General features: G+C 72.0%; 23 protein-coding genes and 1 tRNA gene. 8 read left to right on the top strand and 16 right to left on the bottom strand.

Annotated elements, in window-relative coordinates; translation table 11 throughout:
- The first annotated feature begins 16 nt into the window (after positions 1-16).
- The 3 genes from OG737_RS13935 to OG737_RS13925 all read left to right on the top strand — a co-directional run bounded on the left by OG737_RS13935 (position 17) and on the right by OG737_RS13925 (position 4,216).
- Positions 17-1,285 (top strand): bifunctional glycosyltransferase family 2/GtrA family protein, encoded by a 1,269-nt coding sequence (locus OG737_RS13935; RefSeq protein WP_328926492.1) that lies wholly within the window; start codon positions 17-19, stop codon positions 1,283-1,285.
- The gene (locus tag OG737_RS13930; RefSeq protein ID WP_405921575.1) at positions 1,282-3,456 is read left to right on the top strand and encodes an ArnT family glycosyltransferase; all 2,175 of its coding nucleotides are present in this window, start codon (positions 1,282-1,284) and stop codon (positions 3,454-3,456) included. Before OG737_RS13935 ends, OG737_RS13930 begins: the two co-directional genes overlap by 4 nt.
- 139 nt (positions 3,457-3,595) lie before the next feature.
- On the top strand, positions 3,596-4,216 hold the full coding sequence (locus OG737_RS13925) for a TetR/AcrR family transcriptional regulator (protein ID WP_405921574.1): 621 nt from the start codon (positions 3,596-3,598) through the stop codon (positions 4,214-4,216).
- A 7-nt stretch (positions 4,217-4,223) separates the two neighbouring features.
- Here OG737_RS13925 and OG737_RS13920 read toward each other — a convergent pair whose 3' ends face one another.
- Both OG737_RS13920 and OG737_RS13915 read right to left on the bottom strand, forming a co-directional pair.
- Entirely contained in the window at positions 4,224-5,822 is a 1,599-nt protein-coding gene (locus OG737_RS13920; RefSeq protein ID WP_405922420.1) for an MDR family MFS transporter, read from the bottom strand.
- An 86-nt stretch (positions 5,823-5,908) separates the two neighbouring features.
- The gene (locus tag OG737_RS13915; RefSeq protein WP_405679520.1) at positions 5,909-6,322 is read right to left on the bottom strand and encodes a MarR family winged helix-turn-helix transcriptional regulator; all 414 of its coding nucleotides are present in this window, start codon (positions 6,320-6,322) and stop codon (positions 5,909-5,911) included.
- A 117-nt stretch (positions 6,323-6,439) separates the two neighbouring features.
- On the opposite strand from OG737_RS13915, the gene OG737_RS13910 reads away from it, so the two are divergent.
- Positions 6,440-6,679, top strand: coding sequence for a hypothetical protein (locus tag OG737_RS13910; RefSeq protein ID WP_405921573.1), 240 nt, complete (start codon positions 6,440-6,442; stop codon positions 6,677-6,679).
- Between the two features lie 19 nt (positions 6,680-6,698).
- Here OG737_RS13910 and OG737_RS13905 read toward each other — a convergent pair whose 3' ends face one another.
- The 10 genes from OG737_RS13905 to OG737_RS13860 form a co-directional block, all read right to left on the bottom strand.
- Complete coding sequence (locus tag OG737_RS13905; RefSeq protein ID WP_405921572.1) at positions 6,699-7,493, bottom strand: hypothetical protein; 795 nt, start codon at positions 7,491-7,493, stop codon at positions 6,699-6,701.
- A 61-nt stretch (positions 7,494-7,554) separates the two neighbouring features.
- On the bottom strand, positions 7,555-8,394 hold the full coding sequence (locus OG737_RS13900; protein WP_328926486.1) for an RNA polymerase sigma factor SigF: 840 nt from the start codon (positions 8,392-8,394) through the stop codon (positions 7,555-7,557).
- A gap of 231 nt (positions 8,395-8,625) precedes the next feature.
- The gene (locus OG737_RS13895; RefSeq protein ID WP_405921571.1) at positions 8,626-9,636 is read right to left on the bottom strand and encodes a SigB/SigF/SigG family RNA polymerase sigma factor; all 1,011 of its coding nucleotides are present in this window, start codon (positions 9,634-9,636) and stop codon (positions 8,626-8,628) included.
- Between the two features lie 207 nt (positions 9,637-9,843).
- On the bottom strand, positions 9,844-10,005 hold the full coding sequence (locus tag OG737_RS13890; protein WP_215014193.1) for a hypothetical protein: 162 nt from the start codon (positions 10,003-10,005) through the stop codon (positions 9,844-9,846).
- 376 nt (positions 10,006-10,381) lie between these two features.
- The gene (locus OG737_RS13885; RefSeq protein ID WP_328926485.1) at positions 10,382-10,672 is read right to left on the bottom strand and encodes a hypothetical protein; all 291 of its coding nucleotides are present in this window, start codon (positions 10,670-10,672) and stop codon (positions 10,382-10,384) included.
- A 145-nt stretch (positions 10,673-10,817) separates the two neighbouring features.
- Positions 10,818-10,902, bottom strand: a tRNA-Ser gene (locus OG737_RS13880).
- Between the two features lie 81 nt (positions 10,903-10,983).
- Positions 10,984-11,412 carry a tRNA adenosine(34) deaminase TadA gene (gene tadA / locus OG737_RS13875; protein ID WP_328930340.1) on the bottom strand — a complete coding sequence of 143 codons (429 nt, stop codon included), beginning with the start codon at positions 11,410-11,412 and terminating at the stop codon, positions 10,984-10,986.
- A gap of 59 nt (positions 11,413-11,471) precedes the next feature.
- Positions 11,472-12,020: a hypothetical protein gene (locus tag OG737_RS13870; protein WP_328926484.1), complete on the bottom strand. Its 549-nt coding sequence runs from the start codon at positions 12,018-12,020 to the stop codon at positions 11,472-11,474.
- Positions 12,021-12,323: 303 nt separating this feature from the next.
- On the bottom strand, positions 12,324-12,503 hold the full coding sequence (locus OG737_RS13865) for a hypothetical protein (RefSeq protein ID WP_030027564.1): 180 nt from the start codon (positions 12,501-12,503) through the stop codon (positions 12,324-12,326).
- Positions 12,504-12,587: 84 nt separating this feature from the next.
- Positions 12,588-13,547 carry a universal stress protein gene (locus OG737_RS13860; RefSeq protein ID WP_405921570.1) on the bottom strand — a complete coding sequence of 320 codons (960 nt, stop codon included), beginning with the start codon at positions 13,545-13,547 and terminating at the stop codon, positions 12,588-12,590.
- A 163-nt stretch (positions 13,548-13,710) separates the two neighbouring features.
- On the opposite strand from OG737_RS13860, the gene upp reads away from it, so the two are divergent.
- On the top strand, positions 13,711-14,346 hold the full coding sequence (upp, locus tag OG737_RS13855) for a uracil phosphoribosyltransferase (protein WP_328926482.1): 636 nt from the start codon (positions 13,711-13,713) through the stop codon (positions 14,344-14,346).
- 28 nt (positions 14,347-14,374) lie between these two features.
- Here upp and OG737_RS13850 read toward each other — a convergent pair whose 3' ends face one another.
- Together OG737_RS13850 and OG737_RS13845 are read right to left on the bottom strand one after the other, a co-directional pair.
- Positions 14,375-15,049 carry a LytR C-terminal domain-containing protein gene (locus tag OG737_RS13850; RefSeq protein WP_328926481.1) on the bottom strand — a complete coding sequence of 225 codons (675 nt, stop codon included), beginning with the start codon at positions 15,047-15,049 and terminating at the stop codon, positions 14,375-14,377.
- Positions 15,050-15,222: 173 nt separating this feature from the next.
- Positions 15,223-15,519: a type II toxin-antitoxin system VapB family antitoxin gene (locus tag OG737_RS13845; RefSeq protein WP_017240525.1), complete on the bottom strand. Its 297-nt coding sequence runs from the start codon at positions 15,517-15,519 to the stop codon at positions 15,223-15,225.
- 88 nt (positions 15,520-15,607) lie between these two features.
- Between OG737_RS13845 and OG737_RS13840 the strand changes: the two genes are divergently transcribed.
- The gene (locus tag OG737_RS13840; protein WP_328926480.1) at positions 15,608-17,239 is read left to right on the top strand and encodes a helicase HerA-like domain-containing protein; all 1,632 of its coding nucleotides are present in this window, start codon (positions 15,608-15,610) and stop codon (positions 17,237-17,239) included.
- 123 nt (positions 17,240-17,362) lie between these two features.
- Positions 17,363-18,295: a glucose-6-phosphate dehydrogenase assembly protein OpcA gene (gene opcA, locus OG737_RS13835; protein ID WP_328926479.1), complete on the top strand. Its 933-nt coding sequence runs from the start codon at positions 17,363-17,365 to the stop codon at positions 18,293-18,295.
- On the opposite strand, the gene OG737_RS13830 is transcribed toward opcA, so the two are convergent.
- Both OG737_RS13830 and OG737_RS13825 read right to left on the bottom strand, forming a co-directional pair.
- A complete protein-coding gene (locus tag OG737_RS13830; protein ID WP_328926478.1) occupies positions 18,244-18,717 on the bottom strand; it encodes a cupin domain-containing protein in 474 nt (157 codons plus the stop codon). The two genes, opcA and OG737_RS13830, sit on opposite strands and share 52 nt — an antisense overlap.
- An 88-nt stretch (positions 18,718-18,805) precedes the next feature.
- Positions 18,806-19,408 (bottom strand): HhH-GPD-type base excision DNA repair protein, encoded by a 603-nt coding sequence (locus OG737_RS13825; RefSeq protein ID WP_328926477.1) that lies wholly within the window; start codon positions 19,406-19,408, stop codon positions 18,806-18,808.
- Between the two features lie 111 nt (positions 19,409-19,519).
- Between OG737_RS13825 and OG737_RS13820 the strand changes: the two genes are divergently transcribed.
- On the top strand, positions 19,520-20,335 hold the full coding sequence (locus tag OG737_RS13820) for a VOC family protein (RefSeq protein WP_328926476.1): 816 nt from the start codon (positions 19,520-19,522) through the stop codon (positions 20,333-20,335).
- The last annotated feature ends 6 nt before the right edge of the window (positions 20,336-20,341 follow it).

The raw sequence follows: 20,341 nt of genomic DNA, 5'->3' as shown, positions 1-20,341 counted from the left end.
CGGCGAGTGTCGTCACATGCCAATCGACGCCTCTCCCGGGGCCCTTCCGGCACGGGCTCCACTCGCGCCCCTGCCCGGCGAGCCCGTCCTCGACGTGGTGATCCCGGTCTTCAACGAGGAGAAAGACCTCGGACCGTGCGTGCGCAGGCTGCACGAGCACCTCACCCGCACCTTCCCCTATCCCTTCCGGATCACCGTCGCCGACAACGCGAGCACCGACCGCACCCCCGAGGTCGCGGGCGAGCTCGCCGCGGCCCTGGACGGGGTACGCAGCACGCGGCTGGAGGAGAAGGGCCGGGGCAGGGCCCTGCGCACCGTCTGGTCCGGCTCCGACGCACCGGTACTGGCGTACATGGACGTGGACCTCTCCACCGACCTCAACGCCCTGCTGCCCCTGGTCGCCCCGCTGATCTCCGGCCACTCCGACCTCGCCATCGGCACCCGCCTCGCCCGGTCCTCCCGGGTGGTGCGGGGAGCGAAGCGGGAGTTCGTCTCCCGCGCCTACAACCTCCTCCTGCGCTCCTCGCTCGCCGCCCGCTTCAGCGACGCCCAGTGCGGGTTCAAAGCCATCCGGCGGGAGGTCGCCGAGCGTCTGCTGCCCCTGGTGGAGGACACCGGCTGGTTCTTCGACACCGAAATGCTCGTGCTCGCCGAGCGGGCCGGGCTGCGGATCCACGAGGTGCCGGTGGACTGGGTCGACGACCCCGATTCCACCGTCCACATCGTGAAGACCGCCACCGAGGACCTCAAGGGCGTCTGGCGGGTGGGCCGGGCCCTGGCGGTCGGCGCGCTCCCGCTCGACCGGCTCGCCCGCCCCTTCGGCGACGACCCGCGCGACCGCACCGCGCTGCCCGGCGTGGACCGCGGACTGGCCCGCCAGCTCCTCGGCTTCTGCGCCGTCGGGGCCCTGTCCACCCTGCTCTACCTGCTGCTGTACTCCGCCTTCCGCACCGGAGCGGGCCCGCAGGTCGCCAACGGCGCCGCCCTGCTGCTCTCGGCCGTCGCCAACACGGCCGCCAACCGCCGGCTCACCTTCGGGGTGCGCGGCCGGGACCGGGCCGTACGCCACCAGGCCCAGGGGCTGGTGGTGTTCGCCATCGGCCTCGCCCTGACCAGCGGCTCCCTCGCCGCCCTCGGAGCGGCCGCGGCCGCCCCCGCGCACAGCACCGAGCTGGCCGTCCTGATCACCGCCAACCTCGCCGCCACCGTGCTGCGGTTCCTGCTCTTCCGCGCCTGGGTCTTCCCCGAGCGGCGCGACACTCCCGTGAAGGACGTCATCCGATGACCACCGCAGCAACCCCGCTCTTCCCGGTCCCCGAAGCCCGGACCCGTACCGGCCGGCACGCCACCGACCGGCCCCGCTGGGAACGGCCCGCCTTCGCCGGGCTGCTGATCGCCACGGCCGTCCTGCTGCTCTGGGACCTGGGGTCCTCCGGCTACGCCAACTCCTTCTACTCCGCCGCCGTGCAGGCGGGCAGCGAGAGCTGGAAGGCCTTCTTCTTCGGCTCCTCCGACGCCGGGAACTCCATCACCGTCGACAAGCCCCCGGCCGCCCTGTGGCCGATGATGCTGTCGGTCCGCCTGTTCGGGCTCGGCTCCTGGCAGATCCTCGTCCCGCAGGCCCTGATGGGCGTCGCGACGACCGCTGTGCTGTACGCCGCCGTACGGCGCCAGTTCGGTCCGGGGGCCGCGCTGCTGAGCGGCGCCGCCTTCGCGCTCACGCCCGTCGCCGCGCTGATGTTCCGCTTCAACAACCCCGACGCGCTGCTGACCCTGCTGCTCACGGTCACCGTGTACTGCGTCCTGCGCGCCCTCGACGGGGCACGCACCGACTGGCTGCTGTGGGCCGGTGTCGCGGTCGGCTTCGCCTTCCTCACCAAGACCCTCCAGGCCTTCGTGATCCTGCCGCCGCTCGCCGTGCTGTACGCCGTCTGCGCGCCCACCCCGCTGCGCAGGCGTCTGGGCCAGCTGCTGCTCGCCGGGCTCGCGATGGTGGTGGCCGGCGGCTGGTGGGTGGCCGTCGTGGAACTGTGGCCCGCCTCCTCCCGCCCCTACATCGGCGGCTCGCAGAACAACTCCTTCCTGGAGCTGACGCTCGGCTACAACGGCCTGGGGCGGATCAACGGCAACGAGACGGGCAGCGTCGGCGGCGGCGGACGCGCCGGTGGCGGCGGCCCCGGCGGCGGCTGGGGTGAGACGGGCATCGACCGGCTCTTCTCGGCCAACATCGGCGGTCAGATCTCCTGGCTGCTGCCCGCCGCCCTGGTCCTGCTCGTGGCCGGACTGGTGGTCACCTGGCGCGCCCGCCGGGCCACCGACTCGCTGGAGGGCATGGCCCGCGCGGCCTTCCTGGCCTGGGGCGGTTCGCTGCTGATCACCGCGGTCGTCTTCAGCTACATGCAGGGCATCTTCCACGAGTACTACACCGTGGCGCTGGCGCCGTTCGTCGCCGCGCTGATCGGCATGGGCGTCGCCGTGCTGTGGGAGGAGCGGGGCTCCCGGGCCGCGCTGTTCGCCCTGTCCGGGACGCTGGCACTGACCGCCGTCTGGTCGTACGTCCTGCTCGGCCGGGCCACCGGCTACCTTCCGTGGCTGCGCTGGGCGGTCCTGGTGGGGGGCCTGCTCGCCGCGGCCGCGCTGCCGTTCGTCGCGGCGGCCGGGCGCCGGGTGCTGCTGGCCACCGCGGCGCTGGGGGTGGGTGCTGCGCTGGCGGGCCCGCTCGCGTACTGCCTGACCACCGTGCAGACCGGGCACGCGGGCTCGATCGTGACCGCCGGACCGGCGGTGGCGGGCGGCCGGGGCGGACCCGGCGGCATGATGCGGGGCGCCTTCCCGGCCGGTGAGATGCCGCGGGGCGGCCCGGGTGGCATGCAGCAGGGCGGCCCGCGGGGCGGGAACACCCTGCCGCAGGGCGGCATGCCGCCGGGCGGGGGCGGTCAGGGAGCCCCGGGCGGTACGGGAGCACCGGGCGGTGCGGGGGCTCCGGGCGGTCAGGGCGGGCGCGGCATGGAGCGCGCCGGCGGCGGCCGGGGCGGGCCCGGCGGCCTGCTGGGCGGCACCCAGGTCGGCGCCGAGGCCAAGGCGGCGCTGCGGGCCGACGCCGGAAAGTACACCTGGGCGGCGGCCGCCGTCGGCTCCCAGAACGCGGCGAGCTACCAACTGGCCTCGGGTGTCCCCGTGATGCCCGTCGGCGGCTTCAACGGCAGTGACCCCTCGCCCACGCTGGAGCAGTTCAAGCAGTACGTGAAGGACGGCCGGATCCATTGGTTCATCAGCCAGGGAGGCGGTCAGGCAGGTGGCCAGGCAGGCGGGTCCGCCGAGGCCGCCGGCGGGATGCGGCAGGGCGGTCCGGGCGGCGGCACCAGCAGCGCGATCGAAAGCTGGGTGAAGGCCACGTTCGAGGAGTCGACCCTGGGCGGAGCCACCGTCTACGACCTCACGGCTCCCACGTCCTGATCCGGCCCGACCACGCGGAACCTCAGGCCCGGTCGTCAAAGGAGCGCCGGTAAGGCCCTGCTTCGACGACAGGACCTAGCATCGAGAGGGCGGACCGGGCATTCCGGGCTGATCCACCTGGTGTGAGGAGGGTGCCTCCATGGCGACCGCGGCCGATTCCGGCGATCCGCTCCCGGCCGAGTCCAGTGTGTGGCTGGCCGCCAGACCCGCCGCACCCGCCAGACGCCGCAGCGAGGCGCCCTCCGGGCTCGACCGGGAACGGATCACCGCCGCCACCGTGCGGCTGCTCGACGCCGAGGGGCTGGCCCGGTTCTCGATGCGCCGGCTCGCCGCCCGGCTCGGGGTCACCGCGATGTCCCTGTACTGGTACGTGGACACCAAGCACGATCTGCTCGAACTCGCCCTGGACAGCGCCCTGGGCGAGCTGGCCCTGTCGGCCGGGCCGGTGCCGGAAGGCTGGCCCGGCCGGCTGCGTGCGCTGGCCCGGGGCTACCGGCGGGTGCTGGCGGACCACCCCTGGGCGGCCCCGCTCGGCGCCGCCTATCCGAACATCGGCCCGCACGCCCGGGCCTTCGACGCCGCCCTCCAGCGGCTGTTGGACGCCACGGGCCTCGCCGGCTCCGCCCGGACCGGCGCCCACCTGGCCGTCTCGCAGTTCCTGCACGGCTGCGGGGGCGCGGCCCGGCGGGCGCCCGAGGGCGACTTCTGTCTCGCGCTCGACGTCCTGATCGCGGGCATCGAGGCGAAGGCCGCCGCCTAAGCGTCGCCTAGGCCTTGGCGGAGGCCTCGGCAGGGGTCCCGGCGGATGCCGGGGCGGAGGCGTCGGCGGACGCCGCCGCCGGGGAGTGGGCCGCGGGCTTCGACTTCAGCGCGACCTCCTTGATGAACAGGCAGAGCAGCAGCGCCAGCAGGGCGGTGGGGGCCGCGTAGAGGAAGACGTCGCCGACGCCGTGCCCGTACGCCGACTCGACGACCGTACGGAACGGGGCCGGCAGCTTGTCGAGGTCCGGGATGGCGCCGCCGCCCGTGCCGCCGTGGCCGAGCGACGCGGCCTTCGGGCCGAGAGCGGCCAGGCCGTCCTTCACGTATCCGGTGACCTGGTGCGCCATCACCGCGCCGAGCGCCGAGACGCCCATGGCGCCGCCGAGCGAGCGGAAGAAGGTGACGACCGAGCTGGCCGCGCCCAGGTCCTCGGGGGCCACCTGGTTCTGGGTGGCGAGGACCAGGTTCTGCATCATCATGCCGAGGCCGAGGCCGGTCAGCGCCATGTAGAGCGCGATGTGCCAGTACGGGGTGTCGTACCGCAGGGTGCCCAGCAGCCCCAGGCCGACCGTCAGCAGCACACCGCCGGAGACGAGCCAGGCCTTCCACCTGCCGGTCTTGGTGATCACCAGACCGGAAACCGTGGAGGAGACGAAGAGCCCGCCGATCATCGGAATCGTGAGGACTCCGGACATCGTGGGGGACTCGCCCCGGGCCAGCTGGAAGAACTGGCTGAAAAATATCGTGCCCGAGAACATCGCGATGCCCACGAACAGCGAGGCCGCCGAGGCCAGGGTGATGGTCTTGTTGCGGAACAGCCGCAGCGGGATGATCGGGTCGCTCGCACGGGACTCGACGAGGACGAAGAGCAGTCCGAGCGCCACCGCGCCGCCGGTCATCGCCCAGGTCTGCCAGGAGATCCACGCATAGGAGTCGCCGGCCTGCGTGACCCAGATAAGCAGCAGCGAGACGGCGCCGCTGATCAGGAAGGCGCCCAGCCAGTCGACCTTGACGTCGCGGCGCACGACCGGCAGGTGCAGGGTGCGCTGGAGCACGATCAGGGCGATGACCGCGAAGGGCACGCCGACGTAGAAGCACCAGCGCCAGCCCAGCCACTCGGTGTCGGTGATGACACCGCCCAGCAGCGGCCCGCCGACGGTGGCGACGGCGAAGACCGCGCCGAGGTAGCCGCTGTACCGGCCTCGCTCGCGCGGGGAGATCATCGCGGCCATCACGATCTGCGCGAGGGCGGACAGGCCGCCGACCCCGATGCCCTGGACCACGCGGCAGGCGATCAGCATGCCGGTGTTCTGGGACATGCCCGCGACCACGGAGCCCAGCACGTAGATCACGAGGGATATCTGGACCAGCAGCTTCTTGCTGAAGAGGTCGGACAGCTTGCCCCAGAGCGGGGTCGCCGCCGTCATCGACAGCAGGGCCGCGGTCACCACCCACGTGTAGGAGGACTGGGTGCCGCCGAGGTCGCTGATGATCTGGGGCAGGGCGTTGGAGACGATCGTGGAGGACAGGATCGCCACGAACATGCCGAGCATCAGCCCGGACAGCGCTTTCATGATCTGCGGATGGGTCATGGCCGGGGCCATGGACGGAGCCGTGGCCGGGGTCACGGACGGGGTGATGGACGTGCCGTCTGTCGGCGTCTCCGACGTGGCCATGTGTTTCCTTCTGTCTAGAAGCTCGATCGGAGTCGGGCCAGCAGGGTGTTGAGTACGTCGATGTCCTGGGCGGACCAGTCGGCCAGCGCCTTCTCCAGTGCCGCCGTGTACCGGGCGCCGAGCTCGGCGAGGAGCGCGTGTCCGGCCGGGGTGAGCCGCAGGATGCGGCAGCGGCCGTCCCCCGGGTCGGTCTCGCGCTCGATCCAGCCGCGCTCGGCGACGTGGGTGACGTGCCGGCTGGTCACCGAGATGTCGACGGCCATGAGCTCCGCCAGCCGGCTCAGCCGCATCTCTCCGTGCCGTTCGAGCACGGTGAGGACGGCGGCCGCGCCGGGCGGGCAGTCCGAAGGCAGGGCGCGGGCCAGCTCGCGCTTGACCGCGCCGATCCCGGTGAGCCGGCGGGCCAGCTCCTCGTACCGCGTGGTCATCGGCCGACCCCCCATCTTGTTGCTTAGAGCAACCATAGAAGAGGATGGTTGCTACAGGCAAATGAATCTGGGGAGGGGGCGGTAAAGGAATCGGAAAACCGGCTAGGGTCCTGCTCCATGGCTGACAACCGCAACTCACAGGTCCCCGAGGGCAACTACGACCCCGCGGGCAGCACCCAGATGTTCCGCGCCTTCGTCGAGGAGGCCGCACCGGCCCGGCAGACGCCCACCGGCTCGCGTCGCCAGCGCCGCGAGGAGGGGCAGCAGGCCGCCGGCTCCAAGAAGGGCGCGTGGCTCGGGGTGGGCATCGCGCTCGTGCTCGCCTTCGGCGCCGCCCTGTGGGTCGTCCTGCACTGACCGCCGCGCCCGCGCGGGTTCAGCTCCAGGTGGCGGTGACCTTCTGGGTGTCCACGTGCATGCCCAGCGGCACCCGCCAGGCCTCCACGCACACCGTGTAGGTCTGCGTCTTGGCGGCTCCGCCCGTGATCGGCGCGGGGAGCGGCTGGGTGGTGGTGATCGTGGCCCAGTCGACGCCGAGGGCGCCGATGATGTGCGTCGCGAAGCTGACCGTGCCCGAACGGGCCGCGGTGGTGCCGGTGTTGGTGAAGGTGACGGTGACCCGCTCGCACCAGCGGTCGGCCGCGGCCGCCCTGGCCGGGGTGGACAGCGTCAGCCTCGCCGGGGTCGCCGGGGGCGCCGGCGGGGTCGTGCCGGGCTTGGTGGACGGGCTGGACGGGCTCGATGGGCTCGATGGGCCGGACGGCGCGCCCGGCGTGCCCGGCGTGCCCGGGGAGTCCGGGGTGCCGGGTGGGGTGGTGGACGGGCCCGCACCGGGCGGGATCCCGGGTGTGGCTCCGGAGCCGCCGGGGGCGGTGGTCGTCGCTCCGCCCGGGGCGGAGCCGCCGGGTGTCCGGGACTCGGGAGTACTGGCCGACGTACCGGACGACACGGAGGAGCCGCCCGCCGCGGACGGGCCGCCGAGCTGCTGGAACTCCACCTGGCCCTGCGGCGCCACGTTCTCCCCCGCGCCCCGTTCGGGACCCGGGGCCGCGGCGCCCACGGCGACATAGCCGTCCCGTGCCGGGCCGCCGCAGCCGGTGAGGCCGGCGACGGCCGTGCAGCACAGGGCGAGGAGGGCAGCCGGGGCGGCCCTGCGGGATCCCGTTCGCATCGCGCCAGTTTTACTGACGCTCCGTCAATTGGAAAGCCCTTGCGGACGGTTCAACGCCCCGTCACTCGCCGATGAGGCCTACGCGCAGTTGCGCGAGGGTACGGGTGAGCAGCCGGGAGACGTGCATCTGGGAGATGCCGACCTCCTCGCCGATCTGCGACTGCGTCATGTTCGCGAAGAACCGCAGCATGATGATCTGCCGCTCCCGGGGCGGGAGTTTGGCGAGCAAGGGCTTCAGTGACTCGCGGTATTCGACGCCTTCGAGCGCGGTGTCCTCGTAACCGAGGCGGTCCGCGAGCGAGCCCTCGCCGCCCTCGTCCTCGGGCGAGGGCGAGTCGAGCGAGGAGGCGGTGTAGGCGTTGCCGACGGCGAGACCGTCGACCACGTCCTCCTCCGAGACGCCCAGCACGGCGGCGAGCTCCGGCACGGTCGGCGAGCGGTCCAGTTTCTGGGCGAGCTCGTCGCTGGCCTTGGTCAGCGCGAGGCGCAGCTCCTGGAGCCTGCGCGGGACGCGGACGGACCAGGAGGTGTCCCTAAAGAACCGTTTGATCTCGCCCACGACGGTCGGCATCGCGAACGTCGGGAACTCCACGCCGCGTTCGCAGTCGAACCGGTCGATCGCCTTGATCAGGCCGATGGTGCCGACCTGGACGATGTCCTCCATCGGCTCGTTGCGGCTGCGGAAGCGGGCGGCGGCGTACCGGACCAGGGGCAGGTTCAGCTCGATCAGGGTGTCGCGTACGTACGCCCGGTCGGGGCTGTCCGCGTCCAGGGCGGCAAGGCGCTGGAAGAGGGAGCGGGAGAGGGTGCGGGTGTCGATGGCTTCCGAGCGGTCGGCTACTGCCGGAGTCGCGCTCTTGACGAGCGTGAGCACCTTGGAGCTGCCCTGGTCTACGGACATGCCACCCCCTTGAGGTCGCGGACGGTCGCGTGCGGCGCGCCCGTCAGAGGAACGCAGCCTCCACCTGAATACCGGAGGCGGGGCTGCGGCAAACGCGGTTCAAGCAGAATGTCACATGTCGGCAACACGCTGTAGCGCCAAGTCGACATATATCTCCAGCGACAGAAGAGGTCAGAAGGGGATCAGCCCCGTTCTGTCAGGAAACGCGTGGATGATCTCCACTCGTTACGGTTACGCCTCGATCCTGTTTGCGGATCTCAATCGGGCGAAGCTCCGGGCGAGGAGCCGGGAGACGTGCATCTGGGACACGCCCAGCTCGGCGCTGATCTGCGACTGCGTCAGGTTGTTGTAGTACCGCAGCAGCAGGATCCTTTGTTCACGTTCGGGCAGTTGTACGAGGAGGTGGCGGACGAGGTCGCGGTGCTCGACCCCGGCCAGCTCCGGGTCCTCGTAGCCGAGGCGGTCGAGGAGGCCGGGCATCCCGTCGCCCTCCTGGGCGGCTTCCAGCGAGGTCGCGTGGTAGCTCCGTCCGGCCTCGATGCAGGAGAGGACCTCGTCCTCGCCGATGCGCAGCCGCTCGGCGATCTCGGGGGTCGTCGGGGTGCGGCCGTGGAGGGTGGTGAGGTCCTCGGTGGCGGCGTTGACCTGCACCCACAGCTCGTGGAGGCGGCGCGGCACGTGGACGGTGCGGACGTTGTCGCGGAAGTAGCGCTTGATCTCGCCCACGACGGTCGGCATCGCGAAGGTCGGGAACTGCACACCGCGGTCCGGGTCGAACCGGTCGATGGCGTTGATCAGGCCGATGGTGCCGACCTGGACCACGTCCTCCATCGGCTCGTTGCGGCTGCGGAAGCGGGCGGCCGCGTACCGCACGAGCGGGAGGTTGGCCTCGATGAGGGCTCCGCGCACCCGGTTGTGCTCGCTGGTGCCCGGTTCCAGGTTCTTCAGCTGCCCGAAGAGGACCTGGGTGAGGGCCCGGGTGTCCGCGCCCCGGCTCGGCGGTCTCTGGGGCGCCAGGGCGGGCGGGGGCTCCTCCTGGGGCTTCTCCTGGGCCGTCTCCGGGGCCGCCTCCTGCCGGGCCTCCTGCTGCGCTTCCTGCCGGGGCCCCTGGACCGCTTCCTGCCGGGTCTCCTGCCGGGTCTCCTGCCGGGACTCCCGTCGGGGTTCGTACTGGGGTTCGTGCTGGGGCGGCACCTGGGGGTCCTGCTGGGGTGGCACCTGAGGCGCTGTACTGGCCGGCACGGTCACGCCACCCCTTCAGTCAACTCATCCGTCAAAAGCGGTCATAGCATCACAAGACATGTGCACTGTGTGCAAGCACCGTATATCACCGTGTTGAGGGCAAGTTGGGCATATTGGGGCATTGTGCCTAGTGATGGGTATGCAAAAAGCCCCCCACCCGTCGGAGTGGGGGGCCGGGAAGTCCGGAAGCCGCTTCAGCGTACGGGTTCAGCGCACCAGTTCGGTCATGAACTCGCCGATGCCGGAGGCGGCATCGGATATGCCCTGGAAGCCTATTCCCACCATCTCGGCGGCCCGCTTGGGCTGGGTGATGATCACGAACAGGACGAAGACGGTGAGGGCACCCGTGATGAGCTTCTTGGTGTCCATGAGCGGTGACGGCCTCCCCAACCGGTCCTGCAAAGTCGGGTGAGTCTAACCGGTCAGGTTTGGACACTCACCCGCCCTTTAAGGACCAATGACCCGGTACTCCGGGTCCTTTGCCGGGATGCCGGCGGTTGCGGGGGGCGCGCGATTGGTGTGCGCCCACCGGTTCTGGCAGGAGACCGGCGGGTGAGGGACAGGACCTCACTGCGGGGTCCGAGCCGCGCGCTTTCCCCTGACCGCGGCCCGGACTGGCAGGTTCCGTCCTCGTCGGGGGAAGTGGCTTGTCCCCGCGACGCCACTTCCCCCGTCCCACACGTGGAAGGTCCCGGCTCCGCTCGGGGCCTTCTTCGCGGTTCCCGCTCCGTGGCGCCCGCTGCGGCTACTGCAGGCCGCCGGCGAGGTCCGTGAGGGGCTGTACGGGGGCGATCACGGGCGAGAGCTGGTTCGGCAGCTCCATCAGCTGGTTGAGCTGGTTGGCTCCTTCGCTGAGCTTCCCGCCGATCTCCTGGATGGAGGACGGCGTGGCCCCGGCGGGCATGCCGGGGGCGGCCGTCGGGAGGTCCGGGAGGGTGAGGGGCGCGATGGGTGCGGCGGAGGCGGCGGGTGCGGCGAGGCCCGCGGCGGCCCCCGCGAGGGCGAAGGCGGCGAGCATGCGCTGGGTCTTGGTCATGCCGTGACAACGGCCGAGGGGGCGGGCGGTCACGCGGCCGTACTCCGGAGAGCGGAGCGGGGAACGTCGGGAGCCGAACCACATGCTGTGAGCCGTACGAACGCCGAAAGCCCCGACCCTTGCGGGGCGGGGCTTTCGATCGGAGCGGTAGTGGAGGGATTTGAACCCCCGATGGGTTGCCCCATACTCGCTTTCGAGGCGAGCTCCTTCGGCCACTCGGACACACTACCGAGATGGATCCTAGCCTAAGGAGGTGCATTCGCCGAAATCGGCATCCCGCGTCGGCTGCCGGCCCCGTCGGACGGCCGTCGTCACAGGTCGCGGAAGAAGTCCGTCAGCTGCTGCGCGCACTCCGCCGCCAGGACGCCGCGGACCACTTCGGGCCGGTGGTTGAGCCTGCGGTCCCGTACGAGGTCCCACAGCGAGCCCGCCGCGCCCGCCTTCTCGTCGTCCGCGCCGTAGACGACCCGGGCGACGCGCGACTGCACGAGCGCGCCCGCGCACATCACGCACGGCTCCAGGGTCACCACGAGGGTGCACCCCGGAAGCCGCCATTCCCCGACTGCGGCGGCGGCCCGGCGCAGCGCCACCACCTCGGCGTGCGCCGTCGGGTCGCCGGTCGCCTCGCGCTCGTTGTACCCGGTGGCGAGGATCCCGCCGTCCGGGCCGAGCACGACGGCGCCGACCGGCACATCGCCGGCCGGCACCGCCCGGGCGGCCTCCTGGAGCGCCAGGCGCATGGAGTCCCGCCAGGGATCCCGTACGGGATCGGGGGTGTGCGCGTCGTACGTGTGGATCACTAGCGGACGGCCTCCAGGACCTCGGTGGCGCCGAGCGCGTCGGCGATCTCCGAGAGGGCGTCCCCGTCGAGGGTCATCAGTTGTTTGTGGGTCACCCCGAGGTCGTCCAGCAGCCGGGGGTCGCCGAGCGGACCGGCAGGTACCGGCTCCGAGCCGCTCCCGCCCGCCGCGTCCTCGTCGTCGTCCTCGTCGGTGAAGGAGGCGAGTGCTTCCTCCTCGCCGTCCTCGGTTCCGTCCAGGTCCAGTTCGTCGAGTTCGTCGTCCTCCTTGTCGCTGCCCAGCAGCTCTTTGGTCAGCATCGAGCCGTAGGAGCTGCGGGCGGCCGCGGAGGCGTTCGATACGAAGTACCGCGGGTCCTCCTCGCCGTCCACGCGGACGACGCCGAACCAGGCGTCCTCCTGCTCGATGAGGGCGACCACCGTGTCGTCGTCGACAGCGGCGGAACGGGCGAGATCGATCAGATCACTGAGGGACTCGACGTTGTCGAGTTCCATGTCGCTCGCTTCCCACCCGTCTTCGGTGCGCGCGAGCAGTGCGGCGAAATACACCGTGACTCTCCCACTGGTCTTAGGCGTGCCGGTTGGAGGTCCCCCCGGCCGGAGGTTGGGGTCGAACGGCTGTCGTGCTCGCCGTCCGTACCCCGCCCAATCGGCATCGTGGCAGAAACAGCGGCTTTGCGAGAGGTCTTCCGCGCTTGCGTCGTCCCGCGCCGTGCGCCGCGCGGCCCGGACGGGGGGTGCGCGGCGGTGGTGCCGTACGGCTGCCGGGCGCCGCCGGGGGCCGGGGCGGCTCCCTCGCGGAGGCCGCCGCGCCCGGTCGTGTCGCGGGCCCGGGTGCGGCGCCGGCCGCGGTTACCAGCGGAAGGTGCGCATGCGCATCTGCTGGCGCATGCGGGCCGCGCGGGCGCGGCGGGGCTGGACGCGGTCGCGCAGCGCGCGCGCCTCCATCAGATCGCGCAGGAACTGGGCGCGGCGCGCTCGGCGCTGCGCGGCGGTCTCCGGCGCGTCGTCGCTCGGCTGCGTGTCGGGCATCGGCCACCACCCCGGGCTGGTCGGTCGTTCCCCCCTGCACCCAGCTTCCCCCGGACGGGCGGTTTGATGCCACCCCTGTGCAGGTCAGACGTCGTCCGACAGCGTCGGGACCACGGCCACCGGGCCGTGCGCGTGGTGCAGCACCGCGTGCGCCACCGAGCCGATCTGCAGGGACATGGCGGAGCGCCGCGGGTGGTGGCGTCCCACGACGACCAGCGCCGCCGACTCGGAGGCGATGACCAGCCGGCCGGCCGCGTCCCCGGGCACGGCGGCCTGCTCCACCCGGACGTCCGGGTACCGGGTGCGGAAGGGCGCGAGCCGCTCCGTCTGGGACCGCAGCATCTCCCGCTCGGCGGGCACGGCGTCCCCGTCGTCGGCCAGCCCTTCCGGCGGGATCACCACGAAGGGGCTGTCGATCACCATGGTCGGCGCGGGCGGGATGGCGTACGCGGACACCACCTGGACGGTGGTCCCCCGCACGGCCGCTTCCGAGAACGCGAAGGCCAGTACGTCGTCGGGCGTCTCGGCGGCGTGCAGGCCGAGCACCACCTGCCCGGCGGACTGCCCGGCGGACTGCCCGGCGGCGGCGTCCCGCGCCCCCGCGCTCCGCTCCGCGTGCGGGACCACCACGACCGGGCACGGCGCCGTGGCGGCCACGGCGCGGCTGTTGGAGCCGAGCAGCAGGCTGGCGAAGCCGCCGCGCCCTCGGGAGCCCATCACCAGCATCAGGGCCTCCGCCCCGATGACCCGCAGCGCCTCGGGGACGGAGCCCTCCAGCGACACGTACTCGACCCCCTCGGGCAGCCCGGAGCGGCCGCCGAGCAGGGCCACGATCTGGTCGCTCACCGGGTCGGCGAACTCCTCCGGCTGTGAGGCGTCGTGCAGCGAGGTCCGGCGCCCCGCGTACAGCTGGGCGTGGTCGGGCAGTACGTGGGCGATCAGCAGCCCGCAACCGTGCAGCAGCGCCGCGGTCCTGGCCCACTCCAGGGCCCTCAGGCTGTGGTCGGATCCGTCGACGGCCGCGATCACCGGTGCGTTGCTCATCAGTCCAGCGTGCTGGGCGTCCGGGCGGGTCGCATCCGCAGGCAGTCGCGGGCGTGGCTGCGGCTTCGGACACGAAGGGGCCGCGTCAGCGCGTAGCCTTTTGGGTGCAGGTCGCGTCGTGCGGCCGTTTTTGCAGGTCGCAGGCCGAGTTTTGGAGGATGTTGTGCGTTTGCAGGTCGTCGATCACCCCTTGGTGGCGCACAAACTCACCACCCTGCGCGACAAGCGCACCGACTCCGCCACCTTCCGGCGGCTCGCCGACGAGCTGGTGACCCTGCTCGCGTACGAGGCCACCCGGGACGTGCGCACCGAGCAGGCCGACATCGAGACCCCGGTCGCCCCGACCACCGGTGTGAAGCTCTCGCACCCGCGCCCGCTGGTCGTGCCGATCCTGCGTGCCGGCCTCGGCATGCTCGACGGCATGGTGCGGCTCCTGCCGACCGCCGAGGTGGGCTTCCTGGGCATGGTCCGCAACGAGGAGACCCTGGAGGCCTCCACGTACGCGACGCGCATGCCGGAGGACCTCTCCGGGCGGCAGGTCTACGTCGTCGACCCGATGCTGGCCACCGGCGGCACGCTCGTCGCGGCGATCCGGGAGCTGATCAAGCGCGGCGCCGACGACGTCACGGCCGTGGTGCTGCTGGCCGCGCCCGAGGGCGTCGAGATCATGGAGCGCGAGCTGGCGGGCACACCGGTGACGGTGGTGACCGCCGCGGTGGACGAGCGGCTCAACGAGCACGGTTACATCGTCCCGGGCCTGGGGGACGCGGGCGACCGCATGTACGGCTCCGCGGAGTAGTTCTCCGCGGAGCGGTCTTCCGGCTCGATCAGCACTTCTTGGCGGGCGCGGGCACGGGGTTGGCCAGGAGGGCCAGCGCCTTGTCCGCGTCCTCCTTCGTACTCAGCTCCTTGAAGGCGTCGCCCAGGATCAGGTCGATGTCCGCGGTCTCGCGGGTGTCGGTCTGCTGGGTGGCGCCGACGAGCTGGGTGCCCAGTACGGAGAAGGCGCCCTTGTCGGTGGCGGGGGAGCCCAGCAGTATCGCGGCGCCGGGGACCTTCTTGTCGAAGGTGGGCGGGGCGTTGCCGACGTTGCCGATGACGAAGCCGCGTTTGGCCAGCTCGTCGCCGACGGCCTTGGCGAGCCCGGCGCGCGGGGTCGCGTTGTAGACGTTGACGGTGATGTCGCCGGGCTTGGGCAGCACGACTGCCGGTTGGGCCGCCGCGGAGGCGGCGGAGACGGCTTCGGGGCCGGCCTTGGTGGCGGGATCAGCGGTCGCGGTCGGACAGTCCTTGGCTCCAGCGGCGGTATTCCGTTTCGGGCTGTTGCCCTGGAACACGTCGATGAGCTGCAGGGCCCCATAGCCGAGCAGGGCCAGTGCGAGGACCGAGCCGCACACGGCGAGGACGATCCGACGACGGCTCCGCTTACGGCTCATGCGGGGGTAGGCGGCTCCCGTGACGCGGTACTTTCCGCCCATGCCGGGGGGAGTGAGCATGCTCATGGGCGCAGCGTAGTGCCGCCCGCCGACGATGCCTACTAAATGATCTGCTGATAGGTCAATACTGACCCGAAAGGCGCAATCTACGCGAAACGGCGGCCTGTCCCGGGGGTGTTCCGAGGTCGGTCCCGAGCCTGCCCCGAGTCCGCCCCGACGCCCGTTCCGGGGGCGGGGCGTCAGTCCATTTCGAGGACGCGGGCGTGCAGGACCTGGCGCTGCTGCAGGGCCGCGCGCACGGCGCGGTGCAGTCCGTCCTCCAGGTAGAGGTCGCCCCGCCACTTGACGACGTGGGCGAAGAGGTCGCCGTAGAACGTGGAGTCCTCGGCGAGCAGCGTTTCGAGGTCGAGCTGCCCCTTGGTCGTCACCAACTGGTCGAGCCGGACCGGGCGCGGCGCGACGTCCGCCCACTGCCGGGTGCTTTCCCGGCCGTGGTCGGGGTACGGCTTTCCGTTACCGATGCGCTTGAAGATCACACGGAAAGCCTACCGGGCCCGGCCCTGCGGGCGCAGCCTCGCAGCGCGGGTGCAAAAGTGGCGTACGGGGCCAATTCGGGAGTGATGCATGAGCGAGAGCACCGAAGCCGCCGCCTCGGCGAATCAGACGGACCCGGCCGACAAGATCGCCGCCGGGTACGCCTTCACCGGACCCGCGCTCGATCTGGGAGCCCTGCTCTGGGACGGCGCCTGCCTGCCGGACCGGCAGATCCGCATCCCCCTGACGATGCTGGGCCGGCACGGGCTGGTCGCGGGCGCCACCGGCACGGGCAAGACCAAGACCCTCCAGCTCATCGCCGAACAGCTGTCGGCGAACGGCGTCCCGGTCTTCCTCGCGGACGTCAAAGGAGACGTCTCGGGAATCTCCGTCCCGGGCGCGTCGAACCCGAGGACCGAGGAGCGGGCCGCGGTCGTGGCCCAGCGGTGGGAGGCCACGGGATACCCCAGCGAGTTCTACTCGCTCGGCGGCATCGGCCCCGGCATCCCGATCCGCTCCACGGTGACGAGCTTCGGTCCGGTGCTGCTGTCGAAGGTGCTCCAGCTCAACCAGACGCAGGAGCAGTCGCTCGGCCTGATCTTCCACTACGCCGACACCAAGGGCCTGGAGCTGATCGACCTCAAGGACCTGCGCGCCGTCGTCGCCTTCCTCGTCACCGACAAGGGAAAGCCGGAACTGAGGGACATCGGCGGGCTGTCCACGGTGACGGCCGGGGTGATCCTCCGGGCGCTGACCGCCTTCGAGCAGCAGGGGGCCGCGGAGTTCTTCGGCGAGCCGGAGTTCGACACCGCCGAGTTCCTGCGGACGGCCGCGGACGGGCGCGGACTGGTCTCCGTACTGGAACTCCCGGCGGCCTCGCACAAGCCGCAGCTCTTCTCCACCTTCCTGATGTGGCTGCTGGCCGACCTCTTCAACGACCTGCCCGAGGTCGGCGACGTGGAGAAGCCGAGGCTCGTCTTCTTCTTCGACGAGGCGCACCTGCTCTTCAACGGCGCGTCGAAGGCCTTCCTCGACTCCGTCACCCAGACGGTGCGCCTCATCCGCTCCAAGGGCGTGGGCGTCTTCTTCGTGACGCAGACCCCCAAGGACGTGCCGTCGGACGTGCTCGGCCAGCTCGGCAACCGGGTGCAGCACGCGCTGCGCGCCTTCACGCCCGACGACGCGAAGGCGCTGAAGGCGACCGTGAGGACCTTCCCCCGCTCCGCGTACGACCTGGAGGAGCTGCTCACCCAGCTGGGCACCGGCGAGGCGGTCGTCACCGTGCTGAGCGAGAACGGCGCCCCGACCCCGGTCGCGGCGACCCGGTTGCGCGCCCCGCAGTCGCTGATGGGGCCGATCGAGGCGGCCGCGCTGGACCGGGCCGTGAAGTCCTCGCCGCTCTGGCCGCGCTACGCGGAGCCGGTCGACCGCGAGTCGGCGTACGAGAAGATCAGCGCCGAGCAGGCCGCCGCCGAGGCGCGGGCGGAGGCGGCCGCGGCGGCCGCGGCGGACGAGAAGCAGGCCAAGGCGACGGAGAAGCAGGCCAAGGAGGCCGAGAAGGAGGCCGCGAGGGCGGCGCGCGGCGCCCCGGAGCCGGAACCCTCACTGGCCGAGCAGGTGGTCGGGAGCGGGCTGTTCCGCTCGCTGGCCCGGTCGATCGGGACACAGCTGGGCCGCGAGATCTCGCGCTCGGTGTTCGGTACGGCCCGCCGGCGCAGATGACGCCGCCCGCCCGCCCGCCCGGGCGCGGCCGACAGAGCAAAGGAGCGGCCAAGGAACGCCGTTCGAGGCGGAATCGAGCGCACCGGGTGCCCGGACCGGGGCGCGCGCTGACAGACTCGTTCCATGCGGACCGAACTGACCGACACCACGTCCAGCAAGATCAACCGGGCCCTGCTCGAGGCCCGCCGGGCCATCGGCAGCCCCACCACGGGACTGGTGCTGACCCTGGTGGTCGTCACCGACGAGGAGAACGCCTACGACGCCGTACGGGCGGCCTCCGAGGCCTCGCACGAACACCCGTGCCGCATCATCGCGGTGATCAAGCGGACCTCCCGGGGCTCGCACAAGCTCCGCGCGACCCGGCTCGACGCCGAACTGCGCGTCGGCTCGGACGCCGGCACCGGGGAGACCCTGCTGCTGCGCCTGCACGGGGACCTGACCGGGCAGGCCGGCTCGGTCGTGCTGCCGCTGCTGGTGCCGGACGCGCCCGTGGTGGCGTGGTGGCCGGCCGACGCCCCCGCCGACCTGGCCGGGGACTCCCTGGGCGCGCTGGCGCAGCGCAGGATCACGGACGCGGCCGAGGCGGCCGACCCGGTCGGCGCGCTCGACGAGCGGGCCGCCGCCTACCGGCCCGGCGACACCGACCTGGCCTGGACCCGGCTGACGCCGTGGCGGGCCCTGCTCGCCGCCGCCCTGGACCAGAAGCCGCTGCCGGTGACCGGCGCGAGGGTGGAGAGCGAGCCCGACAACGCGAGCGCCGAGCTGCTGGCCCGCTGGCTGGAGGACCGGCTCGGCACGCCGGTGGACCGGGTGGCGAGCGACGGCCCGGTGATCACCCGCGTGGTGCTGCAGACCACGGGCGGCGAGATCCGGATCGACCGGCCGGCCGGCGCGCTGGCCACGCTGATGCTGCCGGGGAGCCCCGATCGCAGGGTGGCCCTGAAGATCCGCAGCGGCGCCGAGCTGATCTCGGAGGAGCTGCGGCGCCTCGACGCGGACGTGACCTACGGCTCCGCGCTGCGGCGGCGGCCGCTCCAGGCGGCGCTCTCCGCGTAGTGGTTGTCGTACGTCGAGGAGCTGTCCTTGATGTCCTGCACGGTGGCCTCGCCCGCGTTCACCCGGCCGAGGAGGCGGTAGTAGTCGAAGCGGCCCATGCCGGGGGTGAAGCCGACGAAGACGCTGGCCGTGTGGCCGGCGGCGGGGGCGAAGGCGTGCTTGACGCCCGGCGGGATCGCGATGAAGTCGCCGGCTTCGAGGGTCTGGACCTCTTCGTCGACCAGGATGTCGAGCCGGCCGGCGGTGACGTGGAAGAACTCGGTGGCCTTGGTGTGGAAGTGCACCGGGGCCCCGGCCGCGCCCTCGTCGAACGTGGCCGTGTTGCAGGTGAGTTCGGCGGTGTCCGTCAGCAGCGTGATGAGGCTGCCGGGGGCGTCGTAGATGGCTTCGGCGGTGGCGGCGCGAGTCGCGATCTCTGTCATGTCCCCAGCTTTTCATGGCACGGACGGCCCGGTGCCGCAGATTCGGGGGAGTCCGTCAGGTCGGCCGGACCGCCGTGCCCCGGCCGGCTCACGAGCCGCCGGAGGCCTTCGCCGCCTTGGCCGCGGCCTTCATCTCCTGTTTGTGCGCCCGGACCTTGGCCAGGGACTCGGGCCCCGTGATGTCGGCCGCCGAGCGGTACACGTTCGCCTGTCCGTAGCCGCCCGCGGCCTCCCGCCAGCCCTTCGGGCGCACGCCGAACCGCTTGCCCAGCAGGGCGAGGAAGATCTGCGCCTTCTGCTCGCCGAATCCCGGCAGCTCCTTGAGGCGCCGCAGCAGCTCCTCCCCGGTCGTGGCGTCGGCCCAGACGGCGGCGGCGTCCCCGTCGTAGTGCTCCACCAGGTACGCGCACAGCTGCTGGATCCGCTTCGCCATCGACCCCGGATACCGGTGGACGGCGGGCTTCTGCGACAGCAGCGCGGCGAAGGCCTCCGGGTCGTACGCGGCGATGGCGTGCGCGTCCAGGTCGTCGGAGCCGAGCCGTTGGGCGACCGTCCAGGGCCCCGAGAACGCCCACTCCATCGGCACCTGCTGGTCCAGCAGCATTCCGACGAGCGCGGCGAGCGGGCTCCGGCCGAGCAGCGCGTCGGCCTCCGGCTGCTGGGCCAGCCGGATGGTGATGTCCTTGTCCATGGATCCAGCCTGCCGCGCGGACGCGTTCCCCGCGCGGCCGCCGCACCGCGCGCCTAGCGTGTGTACGACGGCAGGTACGAGGACGGGTACGAGTCGAGGAGTCGATCGATCATGGTTGAGTTCACCGAGGGCGCGCCGTGCTGGGCGGACGCGATGTTCGCCGACGTGGAGGCCGCGAAGAGCTTCTACGGCGATGTGCTGGGCTGGACCTTCGGCGAGGCGAGCAGCGAGTACGGCAACTACACCCAGGCGTATTCCGACGGCAAGGCGGTGGCTGCCGTGGTGCCGCCGATGCCCGGCGCGGACGCCCCCTCGCAGTGGTGCCTGTACTTCGCCTCACCCGACGCGGCGGCCACCGCCGAGAAGATCAAGTCGGCCGGCGGCGAGGTGGTGATGGAGCCGATGCAGGTCGGCAGCTTCGGCACGATGCTGATCGCGAAGGAGCCGAGCGGCGCGGTCTTCGGCGTCTGGCAGCCGGGCGAGCACAAGGGCTTCGAGAAGACCGGGGAGGCGGGCGCGTACGCCTGGGCGGAGCTCTTCACCCGTGATCTGGGCAAGGTGGATGCGTTCCTCCCGAAGGTCTTCCCGTACGGCGCCCAGAAGATGGAGTCCGACGACCCGGAGATGGCCGGGATGGACTACAAGATCTTCAGCGTCGGCGGCACGGAGAATCCGGTCCTCGGCCGGATGAGCATGGGCGACGAGTTCCCGCCCCAGATCCCCCCGTACATCCAGGTCTACTTCGCGGTCCCGGACTGCGACGAGGCGGTGGCCAAGGCGAAGAAGCACGGCGGCCACCTCCACTTCGGCCCGATGGACAGCCCCTTCGGCCGCTTCGCCGCGCTGACGGACCAGCAGGGTGCGGCGTTCGCGGTGATCGACATGTCGACGACGACGGGTGACATGCCGAAGATGTCCGACGCGTAGCCGTAC

This window comes from Streptomyces sp. NBC_00122 (assembly GCF_045160845.1).
In the GTDB taxonomy this organism is placed as follows: domain Bacteria; phylum Actinomycetota; class Actinomycetes; order Streptomycetales; family Streptomycetaceae; genus Streptomyces.
The sequence above is the reverse complement of the archived record's forward strand: the minus strand, read 5'-3'. Positions and strand labels throughout refer to the sequence as shown.